At 41.6% G+C, this 26,336-nt stretch carries 24 protein-coding genes and 1 pseudogene; 18 read left to right on the top strand and 7 right to left on the bottom strand.

All coding sequences use genetic code 11. The features are described 5' to 3' along the window. The first annotated feature begins 227 nt into the window (after positions 1–227). From mobC to FDZ78_RS03975, 8 genes are all read left to right on the top strand, one after another. Positions 228–551: a plasmid mobilization relaxosome protein MobC gene (gene mobC, locus FDZ78_RS03940; RefSeq protein ID WP_160680989.1), complete on the top strand. Its 324-nt coding sequence runs from the start codon at positions 228–230 to the stop codon at positions 549–551. After that, complete coding sequence (locus FDZ78_RS03945) at positions 548–1,753, top strand: relaxase/mobilization nuclease domain-containing protein (RefSeq protein ID WP_136408038.1); 1,206 nt, start codon at positions 548–550, stop codon at positions 1,751–1,753. The genes mobC and FDZ78_RS03945 overlap by 4 nt, the downstream gene beginning before the upstream one ends. Before the next feature lie 153 nt (positions 1,754–1,906). After that, positions 1,907–3,034, top strand: a complete 1,128-nt coding sequence (locus tag FDZ78_RS03950; RefSeq protein ID WP_136408039.1) for a GyrI-like domain-containing protein — start codon at positions 1,907–1,909, stop codon at positions 3,032–3,034. Next, complete coding sequence (locus FDZ78_RS03955) at positions 3,031–3,699, top strand: 4Fe-4S dicluster domain-containing protein (protein ID WP_136408040.1); 669 nt, start codon at positions 3,031–3,033, stop codon at positions 3,697–3,699. The genes FDZ78_RS03950 and FDZ78_RS03955 overlap by 4 nt, the downstream gene beginning before the upstream one ends. Before the next feature lie 3 nt (positions 3,700–3,702). Next, positions 3,703–4,953, top strand: a complete 1,251-nt coding sequence (locus tag FDZ78_RS03960; protein ID WP_136408041.1) for a sigma-54 dependent transcriptional regulator — start codon at positions 3,703–3,705, stop codon at positions 4,951–4,953. A 214-nt stretch (positions 4,954–5,167) separates the two neighbouring features. Further along, complete coding sequence (locus FDZ78_RS03965) at positions 5,168–6,433, top strand: DNA methyltransferase (protein WP_123475616.1); 1,266 nt, start codon at positions 5,168–5,170, stop codon at positions 6,431–6,433. Positions 6,434–6,437: 4 nt separating this feature from the next. Beyond that, positions 6,438–8,666, top strand: a complete 2,229-nt coding sequence (locus tag FDZ78_RS03970) for an ATP-binding protein (RefSeq protein ID WP_136408042.1) — start codon at positions 6,438–6,440, stop codon at positions 8,664–8,666. Beyond that, entirely contained in the window at positions 8,663–9,868 is a 1,206-nt protein-coding gene (locus tag FDZ78_RS03975) for a hypothetical protein (RefSeq protein ID WP_136408043.1), read from the top strand. The genes FDZ78_RS03970 and FDZ78_RS03975 overlap by 4 nt, the downstream gene beginning before the upstream one ends. Positions 9,869–9,949: 81 nt before the next feature. Here the strand turns inward: FDZ78_RS03975 and FDZ78_RS03980 are convergent, their stop codons facing one another. Then, positions 9,950–11,176: a transposase gene (locus FDZ78_RS03980; protein WP_136408044.1), complete on the bottom strand. Its 1,227-nt coding sequence runs from the start codon at positions 11,174–11,176 to the stop codon at positions 9,950–9,952. A gap of 192 nt (positions 11,177–11,368) precedes the next feature. On the opposite strand from FDZ78_RS03980, the pseudogene FDZ78_RS14940 reads away from it, so the two are divergent. Further along, positions 11,369–12,469 (top strand): annotated as a pseudogene (locus FDZ78_RS14940) (DUF4238 domain-containing protein). Between the two features lie 105 nt (positions 12,470–12,574). Here the strand turns inward: FDZ78_RS14940 and FDZ78_RS03990 are convergent. The 3 genes from FDZ78_RS03990 to FDZ78_RS04000 are packed head-to-tail and all read right to left on the bottom strand — an operon-like array spanning position 12,575 to position 14,540. Further along, entirely contained in the window at positions 12,575–13,849 is a 1,275-nt protein-coding gene (locus FDZ78_RS03990; protein WP_168190004.1) for a PcfJ domain-containing protein, read from the bottom strand. 13 nt (positions 13,850–13,862) lie between these two features. After that, a complete protein-coding gene (locus tag FDZ78_RS03995; RefSeq protein WP_168181926.1) occupies positions 13,863–14,306 on the bottom strand; it encodes a Cas9 inhibitor AcrIIA9 family protein in 444 nt (147 codons plus the stop codon). Between the two features lie 21 nt (positions 14,307–14,327). After that, on the bottom strand, positions 14,328–14,540 hold the full coding sequence (locus FDZ78_RS04000; RefSeq protein ID WP_136408047.1) for a hypothetical protein: 213 nt from the start codon (positions 14,538–14,540) through the stop codon (positions 14,328–14,330). A 696-nt stretch (positions 14,541–15,236) separates the two neighbouring features. Here FDZ78_RS04000 and FDZ78_RS04005 point away from each other — a divergent pair. Together FDZ78_RS04005 and FDZ78_RS04010 are read left to right on the top strand one after the other, a co-directional pair. Next, the gene (locus FDZ78_RS04005; RefSeq protein ID WP_136408048.1) at positions 15,237–16,577 is read left to right on the top strand and encodes an ATP/GTP-binding protein; all 1,341 of its coding nucleotides are present in this window, start codon (positions 15,237–15,239) and stop codon (positions 16,575–16,577) included. A 1-nt stretch (position 16,578) separates the two neighbouring features. Beyond that, positions 16,579–17,292: an RloB family protein gene (locus FDZ78_RS04010; protein WP_136408049.1), complete on the top strand. Its 714-nt coding sequence runs from the start codon at positions 16,579–16,581 to the stop codon at positions 17,290–17,292. 12 nt (positions 17,293–17,304) lie between these two features. Here FDZ78_RS04010 and FDZ78_RS04015 read toward each other — a convergent pair whose 3' ends face one another. The 3 genes from FDZ78_RS04015 to FDZ78_RS04025 all read right to left on the bottom strand — a co-directional run bounded on the left by FDZ78_RS04015 (position 17,305) and on the right by FDZ78_RS04025 (position 19,886). Then, positions 17,305–17,601: a hypothetical protein gene (locus FDZ78_RS04015; protein WP_136408050.1), complete on the bottom strand. Its 297-nt coding sequence runs from the start codon at positions 17,599–17,601 to the stop codon at positions 17,305–17,307. A gap of 973 nt (positions 17,602–18,574) precedes the next feature. Next, on the bottom strand, positions 18,575–19,540 hold the full coding sequence (locus tag FDZ78_RS04020) for a transposase (protein ID WP_240740261.1): 966 nt from the start codon (positions 19,538–19,540) through the stop codon (positions 18,575–18,577). After that, on the bottom strand, positions 19,515–19,886 hold the full coding sequence (locus tag FDZ78_RS04025) for a transposase family protein (RefSeq protein WP_107037111.1): 372 nt from the start codon (positions 19,884–19,886) through the stop codon (positions 19,515–19,517). The genes FDZ78_RS04020 and FDZ78_RS04025 overlap by 26 nt, the downstream gene beginning before the upstream one ends. A gap of 61 nt (positions 19,887–19,947) precedes the next feature. Between FDZ78_RS04025 and FDZ78_RS04030 the strand changes: the two genes are divergently transcribed. The 7 genes from FDZ78_RS04030 (at position 19,948) to FDZ78_RS04060 (ending at position 26,157) form a co-directional block, all read left to right on the top strand. After that, positions 19,948–20,241, top strand: coding sequence for a lipocalin family protein (locus tag FDZ78_RS04030; protein ID WP_255575985.1), 294 nt, complete (start codon positions 19,948–19,950; stop codon positions 20,239–20,241). A 5-nt stretch (positions 20,242–20,246) separates the two neighbouring features. Continuing rightward, a complete protein-coding gene (locus FDZ78_RS04035; RefSeq protein WP_128715094.1) occupies positions 20,247–20,585 on the top strand; it encodes a hypothetical protein in 339 nt (112 codons plus the stop codon). A gap of 17 nt (positions 20,586–20,602) precedes the next feature. Beyond that, positions 20,603–21,202, top strand: coding sequence for a hypothetical protein (locus FDZ78_RS04040; RefSeq protein WP_123618638.1), 600 nt, complete (start codon positions 20,603–20,605; stop codon positions 21,200–21,202). Positions 21,203–21,398: 196 nt separating this feature from the next. Beyond that, a complete protein-coding gene (locus FDZ78_RS04045) occupies positions 21,399–21,593 on the top strand; it encodes a hypothetical protein (RefSeq protein WP_136408051.1) in 195 nt (64 codons plus the stop codon). A 242-nt stretch (positions 21,594–21,835) separates the two neighbouring features. After that, positions 21,836–23,188, top strand: coding sequence for a site-specific integrase (locus FDZ78_RS04050; protein WP_136408052.1), 1,353 nt, complete (start codon positions 21,836–21,838; stop codon positions 23,186–23,188). A 51-nt stretch (positions 23,189–23,239) separates the two neighbouring features. Next, complete coding sequence (locus tag FDZ78_RS04055) at positions 23,240–24,355, top strand: YhcG family protein (protein ID WP_136408053.1); 1,116 nt, start codon at positions 23,240–23,242, stop codon at positions 24,353–24,355. A gap of 164 nt (positions 24,356–24,519) precedes the next feature. Beyond that, on the top strand, positions 24,520–26,157 hold the full coding sequence (locus FDZ78_RS04060) for an IS1182 family transposase (protein WP_240743523.1): 1,638 nt from the start codon (positions 24,520–24,522) through the stop codon (positions 26,155–26,157). The last annotated feature ends 179 nt before the right edge of the window (positions 26,158–26,336 follow it).

The following is a 26,336-nucleotide window of genomic DNA, read 5'->3' on the forward strand; positions in this document are numbered from 1 at the left end:
CTGTTTCAGCATTGCGAACCGCAGGATTTGCCGCCAAAGGGCGGCAACCACCGTAATGATAATGGAGGGGGAGCGAGTTTAGGCTAAGGTAATACCTGAGCCAATCGAGTACCTCGCAATTCCCCTCCATCATCACTACAACCACTTTATCCACTTAATCATAACAATCATTTATGCGAAAGCAACTCAATTCACTCCCGCTATCGGGATACAATAAGACGGACATCTTGGATATCCGCAATATAGTAAGGAGTATTAAGTTCTCCTGCAACGACCTCACTGCCGTGCGAGAACGAATGAGGAAAGCCGGTTATACCAGCTTCTCCACATTCGGACGCGACTGCATACTGAATACAGCAATCATCGAGCGTGTTTCCAGTGAACAGATGGCCACTCTCAACGAGCTTATTCGCGAAAGAAACAATCTCAACCAGATTGCCAGAGCTTGTAATGCCGGACGATGCTGGAGCGTAGCAAATGAGGCGTCGGCTCTAATCCGGAAATTGGATGCAGCAATCAGCCTGTTCAACGAAAAAAGCTCTGAAATATGATTGGCAAAATAAGTCACGGCAATTCTTTTGGCGATTGTCTGGATTACCTTACCCGCGTGAAACAGGACAGGCAACCGCTGGAAAAACGAGTATGGAATATTATCGACAGCGACGGTGTAAGACTTAACATCGGCGAAGACGGCTGGCGGAATATGGCAGCATCGGACGTGGAAAGACCGACCCTTACAAGGTCAAAAATCAAAGACCCGTGCGGACACATTTCACTCGGCTTTTCTCCGAATGACAGCGGCCGTATGACCGATGATTTCATGCTAAGAATTGCGCATGAATATATGGAGAAGATGGATATAACTGACACGCCGTATATCATCGTCAGGCATACGGATAAGGAACACCCACACTGTCATATCATGTTCAGTCGTGTCAACTACAACGGCAAAATCATCAAACCTGTCACCAACCTATATCGCAACAAAGCGGTCTGCGCCGATATCACCAAGCAGCATAATCTGACTATGGGAACAGACAGTCTTAATCTTGACACCTCAAAACTTCGGGGGTCAGAACGCAGCCGCGTGGAGATTATCCAAGCTGCTACCGAAGTGTTGCGTGATGTTACTATCACCGACTGGCCTATGTTCAGAAATGCCCTTGCTCGACGTGGCATCATCGCTAACGCTCTTTTCAGCGGAGAGGGCGATGAAAGAAAACTGAAGACCATCATCTATAAGAAAGGTCGTCATTCTTTCGTCGCCTCAAAAATCGGAAAGAGTTTCACTCCGGCGGCATTGGTTCGCAAGTTCAAATTCCGCAGTGAGCAAGCAGAACAGCATAAAATGGCTAACACACCCGACCCAGCCAATAGATGGGTTCATATTGACGGTAGTCCGATTGCCCCAACAGAATTCGGAGGAATTCAAATCACTCCCGAACAGCAGCAAGATTACATCAAGGGAAGGACAATCCGCGTAAACGACGCATACATCTGGTTTGACTACGAGACAAAGCAGCCGCAAGTGTCGCGGTTCAATCCCGATATGTTCTCCGACCGTGGATGTGGATTGCCTTTATCACCCGGAGCCGACCCAGAATATGCGGCATTTTACGGCGACCTGTCGGAACAGTTCCGGCAGGAGTTCCGACGCTTCCGTAAGCGTCACCCGTCGCTGACAAACTCCGAGGCAATGCAGATGTTCAAGACCAATTACGGCCAATCACATCGTTTGGAACATAGTATGTAACTTTACGCTCAAATACGAACAAAAAGTATTATGCTGGAATAAGGGTTCAATTAAATGGTTTATTGCAAATATCGTGTGTGTTTCAAAGATAGCTATTTAGGGTAACTTTTTTAGTTGCAGATTGAATAACTTTGCTCTCTATAATAACCGACAATGACAAAAGATAAAAAAACTAAATACTGCCAAACGTGTGGGATACCCTTAGATATTGATTATGACAATCTTGGGGGAGGTACGAATGTGGAATATTGTGACTATTGCCTGAAACATGGTGTCAAAGGGTACGATTTCTCAATGGACTATCTGATTTATCTTTGGGGGCTTTTCCCTGAAGAATATTATAAAGAAGCAGGTATCTCCTATACATCAGCTGAAATTAGAGAAGTAATGTCCAATCGCCTTCCCCGAATCAAGCGATGGAAGCAAAAAATCAATACTGCACATGTCCTATATGAATTGATTATGAGGGTACAGGAATACATTAACCGACATTTATTTGATGAGCTTATTCTTGACTCTATTTCGCAAATGGTAGGTATATCTAAATATCATTTCCGTCGTGTTTTCAAAGCGGTATGTGGTGAAAATATCGGCCTTTATATTCAACGGTTAAGGCTGGAATATATCGCTTTTAAATTAATCTCAACTGATATAAGCGTTACGGAGTTGGTATACCGAACAAACTATCAGAATAAGCATACCCTTTCAAGAGCATTCAAAAGTTATTTTGGGTGTACAATACCCGAATTTCGCAGACTACACTCAAATGCAAGCCCGGATGGGATGAACCCGGTGTATATTACACCCTTAATTAAACGCATCCCTTTAGTACGTATTGCATATCTTAAACTGGAATGGACAGAACATATAACTCATGACTTTACAGTATTATGGGAACAAGTTTTATCTCTTTCAAAAAGTTATAATCTGCAATCAAACGGCGGTAGATTCATAAGTTTGACACTTGACTGTCCGTTGATTTCATCAGAAGAAAAAGCCAGATTCTTGGTGGGAATAACTATTCCGACGTCATTTAGTGTTCCCAAAGGCTTCTTTACTTATGAAATAGATGCTGGAGAATATGCAATATTCCACTTCAAAGGGTTATATCATGAACTTAATAGGGTGTATCGTTACATATATATTGATTGGTTACCAACAAGTGGATATACTTTAAGAGAGCCTTATACATTTGAAACTTATCTCAATACTCCAGAGAAGACTTCTGTTTCAGAATTGAGAACGGATATTTATGTTCCAGTCATGAGGAAGAAAAAATGAAGACCTTAAACTTAGAAATAGAACAATTTTTAAGGAGTGAAAATGTTGATTTTGTTCACTTTGTAAATATTTCGATACTTAATAAGCAACAGAATAGAGGGCTCCCATACGCGATACTGATGGGAATCGCTATAAATCCGCAATTTATCAAAGGTGTATATGAAAATCCCCATTATATACATTCTGCTACTGATGAATACGCCCAAACAGAGGAACTTATCGGATTAATTGCTGATAAATTAGCAAATCGACTTATTAAAAAGGGATTTAAAGCTCTATCTCAATCGGATGGAGGATTAATCACCGAGAATGCTTTTGACTTCGAGACAAAAAGCTCAATTCTTCCACATAAAACGATTGCCGTGCTTAGCGGTCTTGGGTATATTGGTAAAAGCAATCTTTTTATCACAACAAAATATGGAGCAGCGCAGTGTCTTGGAACTGTTTTAACAAACGCTCCGCTTTTAGTAAAAGAACACAAAATTCAATCACCAAAATGCTACAACTGTAATATATGTAGAAATGTATGCCCTAAAAAAATTTTGAGAGGAATTAGCTGGAATATTAATATCTCAAGAGATGAAATAATAAATGTTTATAACTGCACCGCTTGTTTAAAATGTATGGTCTATTGTCCGAAAACGCAAGCATACGTCTCATACTGAATAATGGCTCGACAAATACTTATAATTGACGACAACGTATCTGACTCCAATGAGATAAAACGGCATTTATCCGGATTACGCGCAGAGATTTATCAGGCTTTGCGAATTGGCATGGCTAAAGAGGATCTGACAAAATTCAATAAAGGCGATATTGTAATTTGCGACGTCAAACTGCCTGACGGCGATGCCGTTGAGTTGATGGAATGGCTTGACAAAAAGAATATCCGATGCAGTGTTTTTGTAGTAACTGATGTCGAAACGGTCGCAGATGCTGTGGCATCGTTTCGAGCCGGGGCAAAAGATTATGTAAACAAGCGTCTTATCGGTGAGCTGCTCCTGCCGAAGATAAAGGCGTTGTTTGTGAAGAACGACGTCAGCAATTTTCCTTTGCTGTTTTCCCGCAAAAGCGACGGATGTCTGCGTGCGTACAGTTCTGCTCATAGAGTAGCACCTACAAACCTGAATGTATTGATTATAGGTGAAAGCGGTGTGGGGAAAGAACCTTTGGCACAGGAGATATATGATCTCAGCACAAAAAGCGACAAACCATGCGTATTGCTTGACTGCGGAACACTCCACTATCTTGCGTTGAACCATAATTCCAAACAACCTATGTCGCTACTGGATGTCGTGGCTTCACAGTTTCATAAGGTGCAAGGTGGCACGGTAATACTCGATAATGTCCAGTTGCTTTCGCCGGATATGCAGTCTATAATTCTTCATGTACTCGCGAACAGCAAACAAGATACGCGAATTATCGCTACTGCCACACCGAATATTACAGAATTGGTGGCAGAAGAAAGTTTTCTCTCAGCGTTGTTTTACAAAATCAAGGAATTTACAATAACGCTTCCGCCTTTGCGCGAATGTCAGGATGACATACCGTTGCTTGCCGATTTCTACTTACGGCATTACAATAACGAATTCGGCAAAAACGTAAAGCGGTTTGATAACTCCGCACAAAAAGCGATGCGATTCCATTTATGGCCCGGCAATATCCGTGAACTTAGACACGTTGTACGCGTCGCTGTACTGAAATCCCGTGGCGATGTCATCTCAAAAGATAATCTTGAACTTGACACACCGGCAAGTAGTGTCCACATGAATTTTCGGTTGGATGACAGCAGCTTCGAGAAAGCAAAAATCACTGCCGCGATAGCCCATACCGGAGGTAATATGGCACATGCTGCTAAATTGCTCGGCATCTGCGAAAAAGCCTTATGGGCAAAGAGGAAAAAGTATGGGCTGAAATAAATTCCTACTAAAGAAATGTGCCAAAGCGAAGCTGTGCTCTAATGAATCAGACAAATCAATCGTGTGCTATGTCATGATAGGACAATGTAAATGATCATATATTGCCATAACCAATATTCCATTTGGAACATTGGGGGAAAAAACGTAAATTTGCACTTAGTTTGGTGTGGTGTAGCTATACATGGCAACATTTATACCAAATGATTGATTTAAAATGAATGTTAATATACATAATTTCAATACTCTAGACTTCGACTCCATCGCGATTCAGCCTGAGTGGAATTTGCCGGAAAAGCGAGAAAATCGTATGCATAGCATACACGCTTATCCAGCAAAATTTCCTGCGTTCATTACCACAAAAGCAATTGAAAAAGCATCTCAGAATGGCATTACGGTGAATAATATCGCTGATATTTTTTGTGGATGTGGAACTGTCGCATTTGAAAGCGTATGCGCTGGTCGCAACTTTTGGGGGTATGACATTAACCCCGTAGCGACTTTAATTGCATCCACAAAAAGTTGTTCATATGATGATTGTAGAATAGAAGCATACTACAAATCTATTTTGGAGGCTTTTGAGGTATGCCAAATAGATGAACAAAATTCTGTTTATAAAAACGAACGGATAAATTATTGGTTTAGTAAAACTCAAATAGACCTTTTACTCCGCTTGAGAACGGCGATTTATACATCTGTCGATAATCAGAAATATCTTAATTTTTTCCTTTGTGCGTTTTCAAATATCCTCAAACCTTGCTCTAAGTGGCTTACAAAATCAATAAAACCACAAGTTGATCCGAACAAAGCTCCTAAAAGCCCACTAGAAGCCTTCGCTTTTCAAATAAATATGATGAGAAAAGCTAATAAGGAAATAGAAGGGATTAGAGGTGTCGCACATATAAATACAGCCAACTTTTTAGAGCAACAATTTGACGAACCGTTTATTGATTTAGTTGTAACAAGTCCTCCATATGTTACTTCATATGAATACGCAGACTTACATCAACTATCTACTTTATGGTTAGGATATACTGATGATTTCAAAACATTTAGAGAAGGAACTATCGGTAGTCTTTTTCATTCAGAAGACTTCCAACTTAATCAAGATAAATTGAATAAAACGGGAAGTGAAATAGTATCTTCTCTTGCCAAAGTAGATCGCAGGAAAGCAAAATCTGTAGCCCAATATTATGTAGATATGCAGTTGGCCATCAGTAAAGTTGCAAAGATGCTCAATCAAAATGGAGCATGTCTTTTTGTTATTGGTAATACGGAATATAAAGGTATTCATATCAACAACGCTCAACATTTGGTTGAATGTTTAATTTCTGAAGGTTTTGAGAATATTGAAGTTGACCGTCGTAAGATTTCGAATAAAATACTAACTCCGTATAGGGATGCAAATGGTAAATTTGCCAGTATTGCAGAAAGTAGCCGAAAAATTTATTCAGAAGAGTTTGTAATTTTTGCACAAAAATAATCCGATGGCTGTAATTAAACACGACAGTGCCCCATTTGAACCTTATGCTCGTTTAATGACAATGCTAGGGGATCAGTTGATAACTGACAAGAAAGTGGCAATTATTGAGCTAATTAAGAATTGTTATGACGCTGATGCAAAACTTGTATCAGTAGCTTTTTACAATATCCAAAATATTGGCCTAAACGATTTACCACAAAATGAATTAGCATATGTTGAAATTAAGGATGATGGAATAGGAATGTCCTTGGATACCATAAAAAATGTTTGGCTAAGACCTGCTACTCCTAATAAGATGACCACTAAACGTAAAGACAATCGCACAAGGTTGGGACGCATCATCCAAGGAGAAAAGGGTATTGGTCGTTTTGCAATCCATAAATTAGGAACTAAAATAGAACTCTATACTCGTACTGAAGGTCAAGAAGAAGTCAAACTTCTTATGAATTTTTCGGACTATGATCCTGATCAATCCAATCTATTCAATCAGCAGGGTGAATACAAACTTCTTCAGGATGTCACTAATGATTGGTACGTAAATTCTCCCGCTGAAGTTATTACCTCTGGAACTGGCACAGTCCTTCGAATATACTTATTAAGAGAAAACTGGTCTACCAAAGATTTTGAAGAGCTTTATCGTAGCATTCAGCGGATGATTCCTCCAATAGATAATTCTGCAAGACAGTTTGGAATAATTCCAATAAAAGACTTTGATGTGTTCCTTTCTGTAAATAATAAACCATTTGTTGCAGAAGAAGGAACGTCTTTTAACGATGTGATTGAGAGAGCTCAATATCGAATAACAGGCTCTGTTTCAAAAGATGGAATTTTGTCATTCCAATATAAATCTACTAATCCTTATCGAGAATTTAATAGAGAATTAAATTTGCTCGATAGGAATCATCTCGCACATCACAATTATTCATCTTATGCTATCACAGAATTTCTGAAACGCGAACAGAAATTGAATTGTGGCGGCTTCGATTTTGCATTTTATGCCTTTGATTTAGATAAACCGGATAAAACAATCCTTAACGAGGATTTAAAACGGTTTATCAAAGAGAATTTTGTGTATGTCCTTAGAGATGGTGTTCGAGTTTACCCATATGGAGAAAAGGGAATTGACTGGCTTTCCTTGGATAAACTTCGTGCCACAAAAAAAGCGGGACAATTTATCAGCTATAATGATTTAACGGGATTTGTATATATCACTCAAGAAGGAAACCCCAAATTAAAGGACTCAACCAATAGACAAGGATTAATTGACATTGATGGTGCTTTTGAAGCTTTTACTAGTCTTGTAACTGCTGTAACAGAAATATTTAATGCAGAAATAAAAATCGACAAATTAAAAAAGAATATACAAACAGCAAACCGTCTTAAATCAACAAAAGATAAATTACAACAAGCATATATTAGCTTCGAAAAGAGACTCTTGGCCCTTGATGACAAAGAAAGCTTAGAAAAAGCCAAGAAGTTTGTTGATGCATATGTAGGACATTTTTCTGTCATTCAAGATCGTATGCAGACTGTTGAGGATTTAGCCGGATTAGGAATGGCAGTAGAACGTTCTTCTCATGATTCGCTAAGACTTCTCTCGCTAATGAAAATGAATCTGAAGAATGTTTCCAAAAAAGCCAAGAAACATATTTTGAAAGATGAGGAACTAATTTCCTTTATCGACGATATGACGGAGAATATAGATATCGTGTATGACGATATGCAAATGATCCAACCCTTATTCAAGGTACAAAGGAAGTCTATTAAGGATATATCTATATACGAATCCTGCAAAAAGGTATTTAGATATTTTCGGACCGAAATCAATGATGAAATATCTTGCAAGATAATTCTAACTGGTGATGATTTAATTATTCGGACTAATGCAGGACTTATTTTACAAGTTCTTATAAATCTTGTGGATAATGCTATTTATTGGATTAAATCCACATCAACAAATATTGAAAGGGAACTCTATATCCAGATAAATTCAATTAATAATACTTGTATCATTGCCGATAATGGTCCAGGTGTACGAGACGATATATCTTCTATGATATTTCAAGAATTCGTTTCTATGAAATCGAATGGTCGAGGCCTTGGACTCTATATAGTTCAAGAGCTACTAGGACGGATTGACGCTACAATTGAGTTGATTGAAGATAACAAATATAAAATTTTGCCAGGAGCAAACTTTAAGATTACTTTTAACCCTAATGTTAATCAAAAATGAACGGAGTTATAATTTTCGCTGATGATGATGTTCTCAAATCAGGCAGACCAGAGAATAATCTATTCAATACATTCATTAACTCCGAAGACGAGTTAACGGTAATTCCTATATCTACACTTGAACATCTCTCAGGGGTATTGAGATCCGTTTCAACAATTCGTTGCTTAATATTAGATTGGACTTTTGAAAAAGAGATAGAAGGCATTTCTAAGAAAGAGACTCCATTGGCTATATTAAGGGAGAATAATATATATTCTCTTGTGTATATTTACTCAAGAGATGCTTTGTCAGACGAAACAAAAACAGAATTAGACAAAAGGTTAGGGAACAAAATAAGGTATAGAGAAAAAAACAATGATTTAAATCCAGAAAAAGAGTTTTCGTCCATAATGGACGAAATCAAGTCTTTAGAGGATCAAAATAGTCATATGCAAATTCCGAAACTTTGGAGCCAAACTATTAATCAAGCTGTTCAAGAGCTATTTGTGGATTTCGAGCAAGCTACAAATAATTGGATTACGGATATTAGGGATAGTGCAAAATCTGATGGTTCTGATGGCGCGTCTGAAGTGATTAGCATTTTCCAAAATGTGCTATCAGAAAATCTAATACAGCATCCTATATTACGTGCTAAAATAGATGCTTTAGTTGCAAGTGGCGAAAGTAGTGCTAACGAAAAAGTAGCTCAATTGTATCGTCATATAATGTATTTGAAGGTTCTACCAGAAACACCTTTAACAACTGGAGATATCTTCAAATTTGCAGAAGATTATTATGGTATATTAATATCTCCCGAATGTGAAATCGGAAATTTGTCTGAATTAGCGTTTCTTATCATAAGTCATACCGGGTATAAAGAATATATAAACAAAACATTTACCAAAGGACAGGAAAGTGGATGGTATTCCGATATTAAACAGAAAGATAAGCCCAAATATCGTGGAATATTCCATAATGGTGTGTTATCGTGCCATATTTTACCATCTTTCCCATTTGATGAGAACAATAATAAGGCTGGATATATTAATTTCAAAACAGGATTTAGATTATTTCATAAAGATACTATAATGCCTAATCGGACCCATTATAGACTAATGGCACCATATATACATCAGCTAAGGCAACGATATTTATCGTTCTTTGGAAAATATGGCGTATCCGAATTTCCCAATAGTTTAAAAGACCATAATTTAAATTGGTGAACTTTTATTTTCAAAAGCGGGAATTTTTCTATACCTTTGTAATACAATGATTCGGTAAAATTTGAGGTCGTTCAGTCTTGGCTAAGCCGCTAACTGAGCCAACCGATGGTTTATTTTCTGAATTATTTTTAGATGCGGAGATTTTCCGCAAGTCGAAATAATTGTTGAGGCGAGATAAGATTCAAACATAAGCCGTTTGAACTGCGCTACCGAAAGATCCGGATAATCCTTCCTTATGACCTCTTTGCAGACATTGAGGGCTGTGAAGGAAAGATTGAACGCAAAGTCAAGCCGCTCCCTGTCGCGGGTCTGCTGTGACTGAAGTCCGGTAAACTGCTTGGCATCGCGTATACCGAACTCAATCTGAAAGCGGGTGCGGTAGAAACCGATGATCTTTTCAGGCCTCATGTTGGTGTCGGTAGAGAAGTAAAGAAGAGGCTCTGCGTTTTCAACCGGACAGACCACGATACGGATGTCGCGTTTCAATGCCCTCGAATGTACGACCGCCGTGTGACATCGGGTTTTGTTTCCTTTGGAATCCTCATATATGAATGAAGTGAACACGGATATGTCAAGGCTGGAGAAATCCACTTTCTCTCCATACTTTTTCTTTCTGCCGCGTCTTCGCGGGGCGGAGGAATCCGGTATGGCCAGATACCTCAGATATGAGTTGGCACGTAATCTCCCGACAAATCGAAATCCCATGCCAATCACTTCATTTACAAACTCATATTTGGAGAAAAAGGCATCGGCAACCAGAATATCCGTCAGTGAGAGCAGCTCTGCCGCCTTTGACCTGACAAGTGCCACATACCAGTCAAGCATTGACATGTGCTTCTCGGACTCAAGAGTCTTGAAGTTCGGTGACTGGACAGCACCCAGCATCACGCATGTATGTTTACTCAGACTTATTGCCCCGATCGCCATTATCTCCAGACCGCGTTTGACACGTTGTGCCACCCCTGACCAGAAACGGCCTATGCCATACGTCAGTCTGCCTGCTTTTGAAATGAACGACGGATCGATTGCCACTGCCATGTCATGGGCCGGCCCAAAACAATCCTGCGCCATACCTATGTTGACTTTCATCCAGTCTACGGATGTCTTGAAATTGGAGGCAAAGGTCTTGGCTGTACGACCGCCATAGCGCGACAGCCGGGTAAAATTGACTTTGCCCGGAATCAACGCTACAGTGCGTATTGTTAAAATCAGCCAGTTGAGGAACCTTTTGCTCATCTTGGTTGTAGTATTTTCAAATACCGACTTACACCGAAAGGTGAAGTCTTTGAGAATCGCCAATACGTTCATACGCTAAGTTTTTTTATAATGAACGATTTGGCGATTCATTTGTATTTGATAATTCGTTATATTAACTTAAGTTTCAACTACTTCTGTAATTTTTACCGAATCATTGAGATAAAATAAATACTTTGTAAAAGTGTGCTATATATTTTTATGGCACACTTTTTGCTTTATATAGGGCATAAATATCATCAATTTATGGCTACACAACAAAAGAAAGGTGAAACTAAGAATCAGCATTATGTTCCGCAATTTTATCAGCGTAATTTTTCAAACGATGGAAAAACAATTGGAGCATATGTTTTAGAGAAGAGTAGATATATACCTAAAGCTCCAATCAAGAATCAATCAAGTGGAGACTATTTCTATTCTGATAATATGAAAATTGAAAAGACCCTTGGTTTAATGGAGGGAATGGCAAATGTCGTTATCAAAAAAATTATAGAATCACCACTTGAAAGAATATCAAAAGAAGAAGAATATACGTTGTATGTATTTACAATGTTACAAGCAGGTCGAACTATATTTCAAGTCGAACTTATAAAAGAATCAGCGAATCTTTTTGTCCGCAACACTCTCAAAAAGATAATAGAATTAAAAAGAAAATATGGGAAAGAAGAGGAAGTCGCTGACATTACTGATGAAATAATAGACCGTGTTGAATTAAATTTCAACTCTGTCGGGATGATGGCACTTGGGACACAAGCGCAGCTTGTGAATACATGTATTGATTTAGACTATAAAATCATCATAAATAAAACAGAGAAGTCCTTTTTAGCAAGTGATAATCCGGCTGTTATATATGATGTGTTTATGGAGCGAATGAAACAAATTTATGCGTTGGGGAGTTGAGGGTTAATGATATATTTACCCTTATCGCCCTTTATCGCAGTTTTGTATTATGATTCTAAATGTTACAAAGTTGGTGATAGGGAAAAAAAGTATGTGGATTTAATTTCCGAGAAAGACGTTGAAGAGTTAAATAAGTTGATTGTTGCAAAAGCTTCTAATGTTGTTTATTTCCGCCCAAGCACTTATTCGGAGTATCAAATTCGGAATTTTTGTGATTGTGTCATGAAGTACCGGCTATCAGACAAAGTGGCAGGTTATCCCGAAATGGTGTCAGAAGACGGTAATCCAATTATAGGATCATATCATATTCTGATGTTTTGCAATCTTTCTTTGTCATTTGTTAAGGAGTTGCCTAAATATTCATTTATTAAGCCGAATCAATATAATCCGGCTATTCATCGGTTAAGAGAAATTGCATATTATCGAGATGATTTTATTTTGAAGTAAAAAATAACATGGTTTGTCGCCGCCTTTTGGCGGCCGAAATTTTTGGCAAAATGAAGGTGACGGAGGTCTTATGCTCCGCCACCTTCATCGCTGATATGGCATTGGCTATGCTCTTTTTCTTTCTGCTATCATCTTCTTGTTGGCGTTGATGATACCTGCTATCTGCTGGGTGTACTCACATATTTCATTGGCGAAGGCTCGGCATTGGATTATGTGGTAGTCGTCAAGCGAAATTTCGATGGTGGCTATCTGCTTGTTTCCGATGCTGGCGGTAAGGGTCAATGTATCCTCTTTAAGGTAATATTTGGCAGTACCGCAACAGATAGATTGTTTATCTCCGATTTTATAGTAATCGTTGATGGTGTCGATTGAGTGGATTTCAATCTCTCCGTCAGTCATTTCCATTCCGAAGTAGCGGGATTTGAGTTCCTCAAACTTGGTTTTGTCCTTGATGGCTTGCTGACGCTCTATTTCTCTTTGCTCCTTGATGCGCTGACGGTTGACTTTTGCCACATATATGTCGTGGGCGGTTTTGAGGTCTTGGGGTGCTATCAGCGAGGGGGAATTGAGGTCTTTGCCCATACGCTCCAACATCTTGATATAGTCAAACCACATTCTAACGTCCTTGAACTCGTATCCGTTGCGTTTGGCTATCTTGATGGTGTTCCAATAGTCCTCGATGTCAGCCTTATTGGTGGGTCTCAGACAAAGGTATCGGAGTAATTCTGTCTCGTTGGATTTCATCAGTGTCTCAGCCTTAGGGTTGGTCAGCAACTCTTGGAAGAGGGTTACGGGGTGGATATGGTGGATAGAGTTCTTGAACCCGTTACGCTTGATGGTGTCAATCACCTTGATGCGGGGGTAAACCCATTCATCGGATATGCGCTGGAAGGCTTCGTTGTCACGCCTTATCTCCAATGGAGACCCAAAGGCGAAACTATCTATGTAGTGTCCCAGAGTCCTCTGCAACCCTACAACTGTAATATTACCCTTGGGGTCAATCCAATAACTGCCGATTTCAAGATAGGCGGGACTTGCCTTCATACCCTTGCGCATTTCAACTATCATCAGGAACATTCTGACTACCTGATAGTCCTCAATAGTCGTGATGATGTTGAAATAGGACTTTTCGCGGATAACACGCTCTTTGGTGTCCTTGATTTCTATCTGAGTGCCACATTCGGGGCATAGGCACGTTCCGTTTCGGGTTTCCAGCCACTCGTGACCGCATTTCATACAGGTACACATTCCATTCTTCAACCTATAGCCATAGTGATTGATGGTAGAGTTGAGTGCCCAATTCATTTGGGGAGTGGTGAGCGGGCGAAGTCGCCCACTCAGTTCCACTATATGCTTCTCTCTTAAATTTCTCGGTCTCATAGTCTTGTGGTGTTTAGAGTTCATCAAACAGATTTGGGATAGTGTCAATCTCTGCTCCGGCTTTTGGAGCGGTGGCGTTCGCCTTGGGTTGAGTCTTAGGTTGAGATTGTCTGCGGAGTTCTCGGAGTTGCTCATCCTTGAACTGCTCCATAGCCTGCTCTTTGAGTTTGGCTTTGTCCTCATCGGATAGTTCCGGCTTTGATACCACAATATTACAATTGACTTTTCCGCCTTCCTCAATCTCATTCTCGTCGAAGTAATGAACCAATATGTTCATCACGGTAGCGTCATCGACACAGCACAGACCGCTCTTCTGAATTTGTCCGCACAGATAGTTTACTGCGCCTTCCATACTCTTGGACGGGTTCGCCATCTTGATAGCGAATGTGGGTTCTGCGATACAACGCTCTTGGAGCATCTGCTGCATTGCTGCGATTGCAGCGTTGTTTGATTTCATAGTAGCCATATCAGTATTGTATTAAAGTGTGAATATCCAATAGATTATCAGTATTGCGGTTATGAGGGATATAACCCAGCCCGCACCTCGGATTACAGGTCTGACCATCGCCCACACCAGAGTTCCGATTATTGCTCCGATGATGATTGCCGCCACCTTAGCAACCCTTTTTATTTGGTTGAACCTGAGGCTTTGAGCTTCGCTTTGACTTTTTATGTGGCTGTTTGTTTTCATCGTTGCGACTTTTTTTTATTTGTATATCACCATCGGTTTTCGCTTGCTTGACACCTCAAAGGCGTGTGGTGGACAGAGGGGATGTTCGCCCTTTGGCTTAAAAATACAAGCTGACCATCGGGAAGTCTGGAGATTTTTCAGTCAAAAGGCAAAAGAATATCCCCGGCACCACACGTTAACTATTGGCAAGCAAGTTAAAATCGCTGTTGATTAGACAATAACAGGAGCCACGACTCCGGCACGGTGAAAACATACGGCGACATAATCACTATGAAAATTTCGTAGTATTGAAATGTCTATAAATAGAATTGTCCGGTCCCGAAAAGGCGAGTCTGTGATATGCCGACGACGCAGGAAGACGGCATATCACTGTCTTGGCTCGTGGACTGCTGACCAACGGAGAGTGGCGCAACGGCTCCAACTACGAAAGATGGAGACGACTTAAGAACACGGAGTGGCTGAAATAGCAAGAGCAGGTACAGCGAAGCAACCCGCTCAGGCTATCAGACACTCGGTGTTTAGCCGACTCTTCAATTCAGGGAATGCTTCGCTTGCGACCTAAAATACCAAGCACATTTAAGAAATCAATTTCGATTTATGTGTTAATTTCTAACGGATATAACAACTTTACTCCTCTATAATTTGTTTATTAGAAAAATAATCGTAATTTTGCGGTGTGCTTTTAACGTTTTCGATATGTTATTAAGATTTGCAGCTGAAAATATAATGTCTTTTAAAGACTCTATAGAATTTAATACATTTACATCTAGTAGAAGCCAGAGCCATGAGTGGCATAAGGTAAACTGCAATGGTGTGGATGCGCTTCGCATGTCAGCTATCTATGGAGCCAATGGAGCAGGCAAGAGTAATTTGCTAAAATGTATCGATTTGCTCAAAGAGATGGCAAGTTCCGATAAACTAAGCGATTTAAATCTAAAAGATGATTTATATTTCAAGTTTGACCCGGATGACATGTTGAAGCCTTCGGAACTAGCTATAGAATTTTTTACGAATAATCAAACTTTTTACTACCACATAGTATTTAATCGAAAAGAGGTTATTGAAGAGGAGCTTTTTCTTAGTGGAGGAAAAGAGGATATACCCATCTATAGGAGAAAGAATAATGATGTTATTCTCACTGTCGAGAATATACCTAAGGAGGACAAGAATGCTTTCATAAAAGTGTTCTCCGATGCTATGAGTCGAATTATTCGACCGGATATGTTGGTTCTCTCCTTTTTTGGAAATTATTATTCAGAAGAGTTTCCTGTTGTCAAGGATGCTTACGAATGGATTAGAAAACTACAGATTGTCTTACCAGGGAAACGTTTCGGTTTTCTTGTTCATACATTTGATGTTAATCAGGATTTCGCTGATATGGCTAATGAGATATTGCCCGAGTTGAAGACTGGCATCACACGTCTCTATATAAAAAAAGAGGTGATAGATGAAAATGACATAGATGGAAATCCCGGTCTAAGAATGGCGATTGATGCATCAAAGGATCAACCTGGAGTACCTCAAATGTATAAGAAATCTGCATTATCAAATGAAATCTGCAACATTGTAGTTGAAAATGACACTATAATATTGAAATCTTTGGTTGCGCTTCATATGGATAAGAATGGTAATGAAGTGCCAATGGATTTGGAAGATGAATCAGATGGAACAAGAAGGCTTATAGAATATATGCCTTTAATATATTCCATTTTAAAAGGAGATGCGGTGTATATTGTTGACGAGATTGAGCGCAGCATACACCCAATACTGATTAAAAGTATAATCAGCAAAATCTCTGAAAGTCACGAGGCAAAAGGACAATTGATTTTTACAACCCATGAAAGTTGCCTACTCGATCAGTCAATATTTAGACCTGATGAGATTTGGTTCGCGCAAAAAGATGTTGACCAATCCACCCAACTCTATCCACTAAGTGACTACAATATCCATAAGACAGCCAATATTGAGAACGGTTATCTGAATGGCCGCTATGGTGGAATTCCTTTCTTGTCTAACTTGTCTGATTTGAAATGGTAATATGATTAAGAGAAGAAAGGATTATGTCAAACGTGCGCCATCCAAGGATGCAAGCAAGATTTACATCATTAGTGAGGGGACGGATTCCGAAATTAAGTATCTAAATTTCTTTATTGGCTTATCATCGAACCTTGAGTTAATTGTGATACCGTCCGAAAAAGGCACTGATCCATTAAAATTGAGAGAACTGGCTAAGGAAAAATTCTTTGGCACAAATAGGGTACATACATTGGATTACATGCAAAAGGATCAAATCTGGTTTGTTATTGATACCGACACGTGGGAACAGGAGGGTAAGATAACCCCACTTAGGGACTTTTGCTCCGTTAATAATAATAACATTCCAAAAGATTACGATGAAGTTAAAGCATATGAAGCTTGGAATGTAGCTCAAAGTAATCCCTGTTTTGAGGTGTGGCTATATTATCATTTATATGGTGAGATACCGGACAGCTCATCCGTACCTAAAGATCCAAACATCAAACGATACATCGACAGTCTTATTGGTGGTGGATTTGATTACGAATGTGATCCAGCAAGAATTCAATCGGCGATTCAGCGAGCTAAGAGAAACTTTCGGCTTGATCAAAATGAAAAGTTAAAATGGTTTGCGACAGAGTTTTTCAAGTTGGGAGAAGAAATCGAAAAGTTTACCGGCAACGAAACGCGCAAACTTCTAGGAAAATTAACAAGCGGGCACTTCCCTAGTAGGTAATAACATTATTCATTAACGCAGGAAGGTGGCAAATCGCTGTCTCGGCTCGTGGACTGCTGACCAACGGAGAGTGGAGTAACGGCTCAAACTACGAAAGACGGAGGCGGCGTAAGAACACGGAGTGGCTGAAAAGACAAGAGCAGGTACAGCGAAGCCTGCGGAGCAACCCGCTCTTGTCTTTTCAGACACTCGGTATTTAGCCGACTCTTCAATTCTGGCAATGCGGTCTGCGGTAGTGTCGGACTTGCTCCAAACGCCGCTGACGGCATTGCCCAATACCTGCGAGGCCACACTTGCGATTGCCTGCAAAGTCGCGCCTCTCGCAGTTCAGAATCGAATAATTCCGTCAGATTTGTAATCAACTGATTTTTCGTAGTCTGTATGTCAGGAAATTTTCGTACCTTTGCAACATCAAAAGTGCCGGTATTGACTCTAAGGTTCAATGCCAACACTATAAAAGGGGAAAAAGAGGTCGTGCATTCTGCTGCACGACCTCGCTTTTTATAGCTAAAATCCCAAGCCTTTGCAGAGACGAACCATTATCTTGCCAAAATAGCAGCCAAGCAATGTTCATTTTAGGGATTATTAAGATAATGACTATTGCACAGATTGTCTTAATACATTAATTTTGTAAAGTCGAAGGGAGTTATAAGAACTCTATGGAGACATCCGGACTGCAGAGGCGGTCTAAAACGCATAACAAGGCAATGAAGAATGATGAAACGGATAGGTGTTCAAGACGTGTCCATTCTATAAATTTCATCAAATACAATTCTGAATATCACCCATTTAACTGCAATAACGCAGTGCAAGTGGGACCACCTCTTGAAAGTCAAGCAGTTACGAAACGAATCGTAGCTGCTTTTTCTTTTGCCTTGAACACAAATCTGAACACAACTCCGCGCCAACTCATTTCAGCCGCCATTGACAGCCGCCGTGTTCATGCCCTTGTGTTCAAATTCTGTGTTCAAACTATGGCTGAGGAAAAAATAATATGGTAGAGCTTTTTCTTTTGCCCAGCCATTCCCATATAGGTTTAGGTTTATCCGGGCATATATAAAGCCCGAACCAAACCAAATAAGTTTAGCCTTTGTGTCGTTAGAAACGCCAGTGGCTGAGGAAAAGAAAAAAATATGGTAGCTACCGTGGAGGTGCGGATTTTTCTTGCCCTATTATCACCGAGTTACGAAAAATTTGTTGTAACTTTCCTCTAAATCCTATTTGGGCTCAAGCCGAAAGCACGGTGCATATGTTAAATTGGGCAATTAGAAGTGTTAAATTTTTAGGCGTAGAGTTTGACTAATCGGAAGATGAAGAAGTCGCGGTCCCGGACACCACGCATTTGTGAGCGAAATATTTTGACTTTAGAGTTGAATGCCTCGGCAGAGGCATTGGTCGCACGACGACGGAAATAGTTCAGGATTGTTGGGGCGTGGTTCTTGAATGTTTTGATTACCGAGCGGAAGTTGTTGTTACCCAATGCCATTACCTTTTCATACCACTTGTTCATCCTCCCCATGGCTTTTGTCGGTGAGATTTTAGCGTTGAAAATCTTGCGCAGCTCCATCGCAAGGCTGTATGCAGCCTTCAATATTGGATAGTATTTGAACAGTATGTTGACACGATGGCGCTGTATGTCAGTCCATTTGTTCTGCGACATCATCAGAGTGTGTTTGCTGCGAGCCAGTATCTGGCGCATGGTCTCTCCGTTGGAGTACGTTACCGGCGGTTCGGACTTGTTGCGGTTGTTTTCCTCTGCGATGAGCTGTCGGCGAATGTCAATGCGGATTTCGTCAACGGCCTCATTATAGACCTGTTGGACATGAAAACGGTCGTTGACTACATGGGCGTTATAGAACACTTCTGCGGCTATGAGCATCATTGATGGCGAGAGATCGCAGGTCACTTCCTTGACCCTGCGTCTGATTGATTTCTCCATAGCTCCGATGAGTATGGATATAATTTCGTCACTCTTTGTTCCGGGAATGGCTGCCGCAAGTGTTCCCTTGCCTCCGTGGCCGTCCTTGTTGGTCAGGAACGTCCATACCTCCCCGTTGCTCAGACACGTCTCATCAAGACTCATGTAAGGGCCGATATTATCGGCGTTGAAATAGAACCCACAGCCAAGCTCCTGTTCGCACCAGTCGGCGTAACCGCTTATCTTATTGCGGTACAAGTCGGCAAAATGTTTGCCGTTGACGCAGTACATCTGCGCTATCTGTTTAATCGACAGGGCTGTCGTCTCCACCTTCGTCTTTTAAAAAAGCCACGAACTCGGCGCTGAGTCGTGTTCCTTCCTCGTTGGGAAGTTCGAGATTGTAGCTGAAGATTTCGTTGGTCTGCCTGTCCCACCACTTGTTCTTGCGCATGTGAAGAAATACAGGCCGTCCACGCATCGGATAGTCCTGTATTGTTACATAATCCGTATAGCCTCGCGCTACGATATTTGGATTACGATAGTCTTCATCAGACAGTTTCTTCTTTTCGTCAAGCCATATGTCATAGGACTGTTCCGTGCGCTCGAAGCGCACCATTTCAAATAGTTCGTCCATGCCCTCGGGCAGGCACATCCATATTGCATCTGCGGTTTTCATGCCACAAATTTAACACTTTTCTCAAAATTCATGCACCGTGCTTTCGGCTTGACCCAACATAATCGGTACATGGGATGCAACCTCAGTCAAGTTCTCGGACAGTGATTGGATTGACATTACCAACCATCCGTCACTTGCCCTGTCAATCACATTCAATTCCGATGGCAGCTACTATGGCCGTGGCGCACTCGGAAACGGCGGTGGAACGTACACAATCAGCGGCAAGACAATCAAGACTTATATAGATGGAGAACTTTATGGCACTTATGTCGTAAAAACTCTGTCAGGCAACCATGCAGAGCTTTCCTTGTCAATGGATGGCTCAACAATGGAAATAAGAGCCACTAAGCGATAACCACAATGAGGAAGATTCTCTCAATGCTCATTTTAGCCGTAATGTCGTCTGTCATTCTTGGAGGTTGCTCTAAGGATGATGACGATATTACAGGCTCGATGAAACTTACCAATCTGTCGGGTATAGATTGGTATGATGGAGAAGTGTGGTACTCCGATGTTCCAAATGGCGACCTCAACGGCGATGTTGACTTTGGCACATTGAAAGTTGGCGAAACAAAGACCGTCAAGACAAAGGGCGCATACTTCTATGTATGTATCAAAAACTCTCGCGGTAAAATGCAACTTAGCAAGCCAAAGAGTGTCAGCAGTTCCGTAACGGTGTCGGCAAGCGATATGTATTAACCTCTACGAAATTTCCCATGAAGAAAATAGTACCTATCTTAACAGTTGCATTGTTTGCTCTTTCAACCGCTTGCTGTGGATGGTCAAAAGGCAATGACAGCACAACCTCCGCGAATGATTCTATCGCCAACGATACGGCGGTGGATTCTCTTGCTATCGCATTGAGCCGCTTGGATAGCATACAGAGCAAAGGGCAGCTCGTTCACTTCGACACTTGGAAAATTGGCAATCTCAAAGGAGTGGAGATACAGGCACAGAAGTTCTCCAGCGAGAATGACAGCATTGTTTTCATAACTCTCCGCAAAGATTGTGGAGGCGAGTATTATTACTCATGGGAGGATGCTTTCATTTTCCAAAAGGAACTTCCCTCGCTTTACGAAGCTATCAACACAATCAAAAGCAACCTCGACCGAGAAACCGACCATAACGAAAAGTACGTCTATTCAACAAAGGACAATGTTATGGTCTATGCCGAAAATCCCGGCAAAGGGTGGAACTTGAAACTAAGTGTTGACGCACACAAGAGCAATTCCTATATCAACCTCACCACGGCAGAACTTGACAAGTTAGTGGAGTTGCTTCAACAAGCTAACAGGAAACTTGACGAAATAAAGTAAAGCTATGTGGATAATTGCGCTTCTCTGTGCCTTTGCTTGGATAGGACAGGCACTTAAAGACGGTGGAAATGTGAAATAAAATTTTTTTTGACTCGCACCCCTGCGCCACAGAGAGGGCGACGCGTTACCCCCGGCACCCCTTATGGTGCTGACCTCAACAATCATTCAGAACTGACAAGACGAGGCTTCCGCATCCGTGGAGGCTTCGCTTCTTTTATGGATAGACCAACGCAAAATTGCGGGCGTTGCCGTCCATCTCAAGCAGTCCAATATCGGCGCAAAAGCAGATATTGTGTTGAAAGTTGCTTATCTGTTGCTTATTGATAAAATAAAAATAGCTGAAAATCAAACGATTAACAGCTATTTGTGGTGCCCAGAACAGGAACACTAATATTGAATCGAGATGAATCGCTGTCAATTTTGAGCCGATTAGAATAAAATTCGTAATATACTGATTATTAGATATAAACAAACCGAAATGAATTGATTTGAAGCGAGAGTGAAATTGATTCTGATTTGTTAAAGTTTAGAACTTGCTGACAAAACGCTGACAAAAGTTGTTGTATATTTGAGAGGGTATTATTACCTTTGCATCAACAAAGTAAGTCATGTCGAATATAAACATTCTCTCCTATGGCAACAATCAAAAGAGCCTTATCGGCGAAAGTAAATGCTTCCGGACGCGCTGAGATTCTTCTCCGCGTATCCGTTTCGCATAGCGTTTCCCACCGTATCAAGAGTGGTCTGTATATCTCTGCCGACCGTTTCAAGGACGGCAAATTCACTAATCCGCGTGACCCGGAAGGGAAACGTGAAGTTCGCGAGGTGCAGGATAGACTGGAAAGCATTGAGAAGTTTCTTATCCGTTTATGTGAGGATAATCCGGTTGAAAAAGTGACAAAAGATTTTGTCCTTGCCCAGTTGGAATTGTTCCTAAACCCACCGAAAGAGGAAACGGTGGTGGTACCGGAAATATCGTTCTTTGATATATTCGAGGATTATATCGCCAAAAAGAACATATCGGAGTGGCGCATCAAACATCTTCGTGTGTTGAAACGCGCCCTAATGCGCTACGAACTATACGTGCAAGCCAACGGCAACAGGAAATACCGAATCAAGCTCGACGAGTTTACGGTTGATGATGTCAATAAGTTTGAGAAATTCTTGCGCTCAGAACATTTTATCTACACTAAATATCCGAAAATTTATGATGCGATTCCGGCTGACACTCATTCCCAGCGAAAGAAACCTAAGCCACATCCAAAGGGCGACAACACTATCATTGGCCTTTTCGGACTGATGAGAGCATTCTATCGCTGGTGTCGTGAGCAGGATATGACTATGAATGACCCGTTTGCTAAATACAACGGTAAGACAACCGAGCGATACGGCACTCCCTACTATATCACAATCGAGGAGCGCGACCAGATTGCTGACTTCGATTTGTCGGCTAATCCATCGTTGGAGTCACAACGGGATATTTTTATTTTTCAGTGCCTGATCGGATGTCGAGTATCTGACCTGTTGGCGATGACTCATGACAGCATCATCAACGGTGCAATCGAATATATGCCGCAGAAAACAGCCGGAGAAAGGCCGCAGGTGGTCCGCGTGCCACTGAATACCCGCGCGTTGGCTCTTGTTGATAAATACAAAGGACGCGAGGGGCTGAATGGAAAACTCTTTCCGTTCATCAGTTCACAGAAATACAATGTCGCCATCAAAAAGATATTCAAGACTTGCGGCGTGACCCGGATGGTGACAATACTGAATCCGACCACCGGGAAAGAGGAGAAACGGCCCATTGACGAAATCGCCAGCAGCCACCTCGCCCGACGCACCTTCATCGGCAACCTATACAAGAAGGTCAAGGATCCAAACCTTGTAGGCTCACTAAGCGGCCACTCCGAGGGAAGCCGCGCCTTCGCCCGCTACCGCGACATCGACGAAGACATGAAAAAGGAACTTGTCGGTTTGCTCGACTGATATATGGGCCTTAATGATAGCAGTTTGAATAAATTTTTGTAAATTCGCAATATGAAACCAATTATAAATCTCTCTCAGGATAAGGAATATCACGTTTGGGTAAAGGAACTCAAACAGCGATACCTGTCCGCACGTCTGAAAGCCTCCATCGATGCTAACCGCACATTGTTGGAATACTATTGGAGTCTGGGGCGTGACATAGCCTCCAAACAATATGCCAATACATACGGCTCTGGCTTTTATAAGAATCTGAGCCGAGATTTGAGATTGGAGATGCCCGGTGAAAAGGGATTCTCGGAGACAAATCTCAAGTACATGTATTACTTTTATAATCTTTATTCTCAGTTGATTGAGAATCGTCCGCAGCGTGTGGACGATTTTGTGGACAAGAATCATCCGCAAGGTGCGGACGATTTCAAGATTGAAATATGCTCTATCCCCTGGGATCATCAAAGAAGAATTATAGACAAATGTAAGGGTGATGTTCATAAGGCATTATTTTTTGTCCGTAAAGTCATTCAGAATAGCTGGGGACGTAATGTGCTGCTGAACTTCCTCGATACAGATTTGTATGAACGAGAGGGGAAAGCCATTACAAATTTCGGTAAAACCCTCCCCGCATTGCAGAGCGACCTTGCGCAGCAGGTTACTAAAGACCCGTATGTGTTCAACTTCTTCTCAATGACTGAGGCTTACAATGAGAAAGAACTGGAGGATGCGCTTGTTGCCAACGTCACGAAATTCCTTATTGAACTTGGAACCGGCTTTGCTTTCATGGGAAGACAATACCGTCTGCAAGTCGGAGAAAAGGAAATCTTCATTGATTTGCTCTTTTACAATACACGGATACATGCCTATTGCTGCATCGAATTGAAGACCGGTTCATTCAATGCCTCACACCTCGGTCAATTGGGACTGTATGTTACCGCAGTCAATCATCAACTTAAAACCGAGCAAGACAATCCAACCATCGGACTTCTGATTTGTAAAGACAAAGACAATATTGAGGCCCAGTATTCTCTGGAAGCATACAATCTGCCTCTTGGAATATCGCAATATGAGCTTACCAAGTTGATTCCTGCCGAGATAAAAAGTACGCTACCGTCTATCGAGGAGATAGAATCATCATTGGAACAGCTTTCGGAAAACGAAGACGAAATGAAATAATTATAGATGGGGCTGTCTAACAAGTTTAGGCAGCCTCTCTTTTGTGTGGTTCATCAACAAAAAAATAAGGCTTTCATGCTGAATTTCAGCGCGAAAGCCTTTGTCATGTCAAAGATTTTAGTAAATTTGGGTTGCAAGTAAACAACTAATAATCAAAACATAACATGGCAAAGTTAGCAATAAAATCTGATAATAGAAAACAAGATTTGCTTCTTCCTCCATCTTTGGATGAACTTGTTCCCGAAAATCATATGGTTAGGGTCGTTGATGCGGTCATCGACCGCCTTGACATCAGTGATATACTTTCGACCTACCGAGGCGGAGGCAACAGTGCCTTCAACCCGAAGATGATGCTCAAAGTGCTTGTGTTCGCTTATCTGAGCAATGTTTATTCCTCGCGGCGCATCGAGGAGCTTCTCAAACGCGACATCTATTTTATGTGGCTGTCCGGCATGAAGCGTCCGGACTTCCGCACAATCAATTACTACAGGGGCAAGCGGTTGAAGGAAGGGTTTGATTCTGTATTCACACAGGTCGTGCAGTTGCTTCACGATGAGGGTTTTGTATCGTTGAAGGTGCAATATATAGATGGTACAAAGATTGAGTCGGTCGCCAACAAATACACATTTGTATGGAGAGGTTCTGTAGAGAAGCATGATTCGAAACTTAAAGCCAAGACGGAAGCATTGCTCAACCAGATAGAACAGAACCACGCCATAGAGAATGAGGAGAATCCTGTCGGAGGAGAGTTGACGGCAGATGAGGTCACAGAAAGGGTTGAACGCATCAAAGCCAAGGTTGACGCAAAAAATCTCAGCAAGGAGGAACGCAAGGCACTCAGTGAGATGGAAAATGATGCCGTGCCGAGGATGGAGCGTTACAAAGAGCAGCTCGCCACCATGGGCACACGAAACTCCTACTCCAAGACCGACCCGGATGCCACGTTCATGCGCATGAAGGAGGACGCCATGCTCAACGGTCAGCTAAAGCCTGGGTATAACGTTCAGATGTCCACTGAAAATCAGTTCATAACCAACTTCGGTATATATCAGCGTCCAACCGATACCCTCACAATGATCGGCTATCTTGAATCGTTCAGATCGAGATATGGCATACAGAGTCAGGAGATTGTGGCAGACAGCGGTTACGGTTCGGAGGAAAACTATGAATACATGTTCAGCAACGGGATGCTTCCTTATGTGAAATACAACATGTTCCATGTCGAGCAACGCCGCAAGTACCGCAATGATCCCTTCCGGGTCTCCAATCTGTTCTATAATCCGCAGGAAGACTTCTATGTGTGCCCGATGGGCCAGCGGCTGAGATTCATACGTCAGGAAAAACGCCACACGGCAAGCGGTTATCAGCAGACAGTCAGCATCTACAGAGCCACCCGGTGCGAAGGGTGTCCGTTAAGAGGACAATGTCATAAATCAAAAGGGGATAGACAGATAGAGGTTAACCATACCCTTGATGATTACAAGGCGAGGGCACGTGAGCTCCTGACCGGCGAGCAGGGGCTGAAACACAGAAGCAACCGCCCGGTCGAGCCGGAAGCCGTGTTCGGGCAAATCAAGGAATGCGGCAAGTTCAGAAGACTGAGGCTGAAAGGTCTGACCGGAGCGAAAATCGAGTTCGGTCTTAAAGCACTTGCCCATAATCTGAGGAAACTTGCCCTTGCATGGGCAAAATCCTCTTTTTCACGCCTGTTTTTATCGCAAAGATGCCTCTACAGGCGCAATACAAACCCTTTGGTCTGCGGTTTTGTACCTAATCGCGATTTTCGCAAGAAAGCAGCCTGATTCTCTCAATATTAAATCTAAAAAAGAGACTGCCTAACTTTGATTGTTAGACAGCCTCATTATACCTCCCGGCTCATCATGCTTCGGCATGGCGAGTCGGGATTTTTTAGTTTAGCGGCTGTGAGGAGCTGTGAGCGGTCACATAGTCCTATGCTATCGCGGATTTGGGATTCGGAGAG

This window comes from Duncaniella sp. B8 (assembly GCF_005304985.1).
GTDB classification, from domain to species: domain Bacteria; phylum Bacteroidota; class Bacteroidia; order Bacteroidales; family Muribaculaceae; genus Duncaniella; species Duncaniella muris.

What these genes read in the sequence shown, in the direction of transcription:
- FDZ78_RS03945 (WP_136408038.1), top strand. Translation starts at nt 548, where the DNA reads ATGATTGGCAAAATAAGTCACGGCAATTCTTTTGGCGATTGTCTGGAT.
- FDZ78_RS03950 (WP_136408039.1), top strand. Translation starts at nt 1,907, where the DNA reads ATGACAAAAGATAAAAAAACTAAATACTGCCAAACGTGTGGGATACCC.
- FDZ78_RS03955 (WP_136408040.1), top strand. Translation starts at nt 3,031, where the DNA reads ATGAAGACCTTAAACTTAGAAATAGAACAATTTTTAAGGAGTGAAAAT.
- FDZ78_RS03960 (WP_136408041.1), top strand. Translation starts at nt 3,703, where the DNA reads ATGGCTCGACAAATACTTATAATTGACGACAACGTATCTGACTCCAAT.
- FDZ78_RS03965 (WP_123475616.1), top strand. Translation starts at nt 5,168, where the DNA reads ATGAATGTTAATATACATAATTTCAATACTCTAGACTTCGACTCCATC.
- FDZ78_RS03970 (WP_136408042.1), top strand. Translation starts at nt 6,438, where the DNA reads ATGGCTGTAATTAAACACGACAGTGCCCCATTTGAACCTTATGCTCGT.
- FDZ78_RS03975 (WP_136408043.1), top strand. Translation starts at nt 8,663, where the DNA reads ATGAACGGAGTTATAATTTTCGCTGATGATGATGTTCTCAAATCAGGC.
- FDZ78_RS03980 (WP_136408044.1), bottom strand. Translation starts at nt 11,176, where the DNA reads ATGAACGTATTGGCGATTCTCAAAGACTTCACCTTTCGGTGTAAGTCG.
- FDZ78_RS03990 (WP_168190004.1), bottom strand. Translation starts at nt 13,849, where the DNA reads ATGAGACCGAGAAATTTAAGAGAGAAGCATATAGTGGAACTGAGTGGG.
- FDZ78_RS03995 (WP_168181926.1), bottom strand. Translation starts at nt 14,306, where the DNA reads ATGAAATCAAACAACGCTGCAATCGCAGCAATGCAGCAGATGCTCCAA.
- FDZ78_RS04000 (WP_136408047.1), bottom strand. Translation starts at nt 14,540, where the DNA reads ATGAAAACAAACAGCCACATAAAAAGTCAAAGCGAAGCTCAAAGCCTC.
- FDZ78_RS04005 (WP_136408048.1), top strand. Translation starts at nt 15,237, where the DNA reads ATGTTATTAAGATTTGCAGCTGAAAATATAATGTCTTTTAAAGACTCT.
- FDZ78_RS04010 (WP_136408049.1), top strand. Translation starts at nt 16,579, where the DNA reads ATGATTAAGAGAAGAAAGGATTATGTCAAACGTGCGCCATCCAAGGAT.
- FDZ78_RS04025 (WP_107037111.1), bottom strand. Translation starts at nt 19,886, where the DNA reads ATGAAAACCGCAGATGCAATATGGATGTGCCTGCCCGAGGGCATGGAC.
- FDZ78_RS04035 (WP_128715094.1), top strand. Translation starts at nt 20,247, where the DNA reads ATGAGGAAGATTCTCTCAATGCTCATTTTAGCCGTAATGTCGTCTGTC.
- FDZ78_RS04040 (WP_123618638.1), top strand. Translation starts at nt 20,603, where the DNA reads ATGAAGAAAATAGTACCTATCTTAACAGTTGCATTGTTTGCTCTTTCA.
- FDZ78_RS04050 (WP_136408052.1), top strand. Translation starts at nt 21,836, where the DNA reads ATGGCAACAATCAAAAGAGCCTTATCGGCGAAAGTAAATGCTTCCGGA.
- FDZ78_RS04055 (WP_136408053.1), top strand. Translation starts at nt 23,240, where the DNA reads ATGAAACCAATTATAAATCTCTCTCAGGATAAGGAATATCACGTTTGG.
- FDZ78_RS04060 (WP_240743523.1), top strand. Translation starts at nt 24,520, where the DNA reads ATGGCAAAGTTAGCAATAAAATCTGATAATAGAAAACAAGATTTGCTT.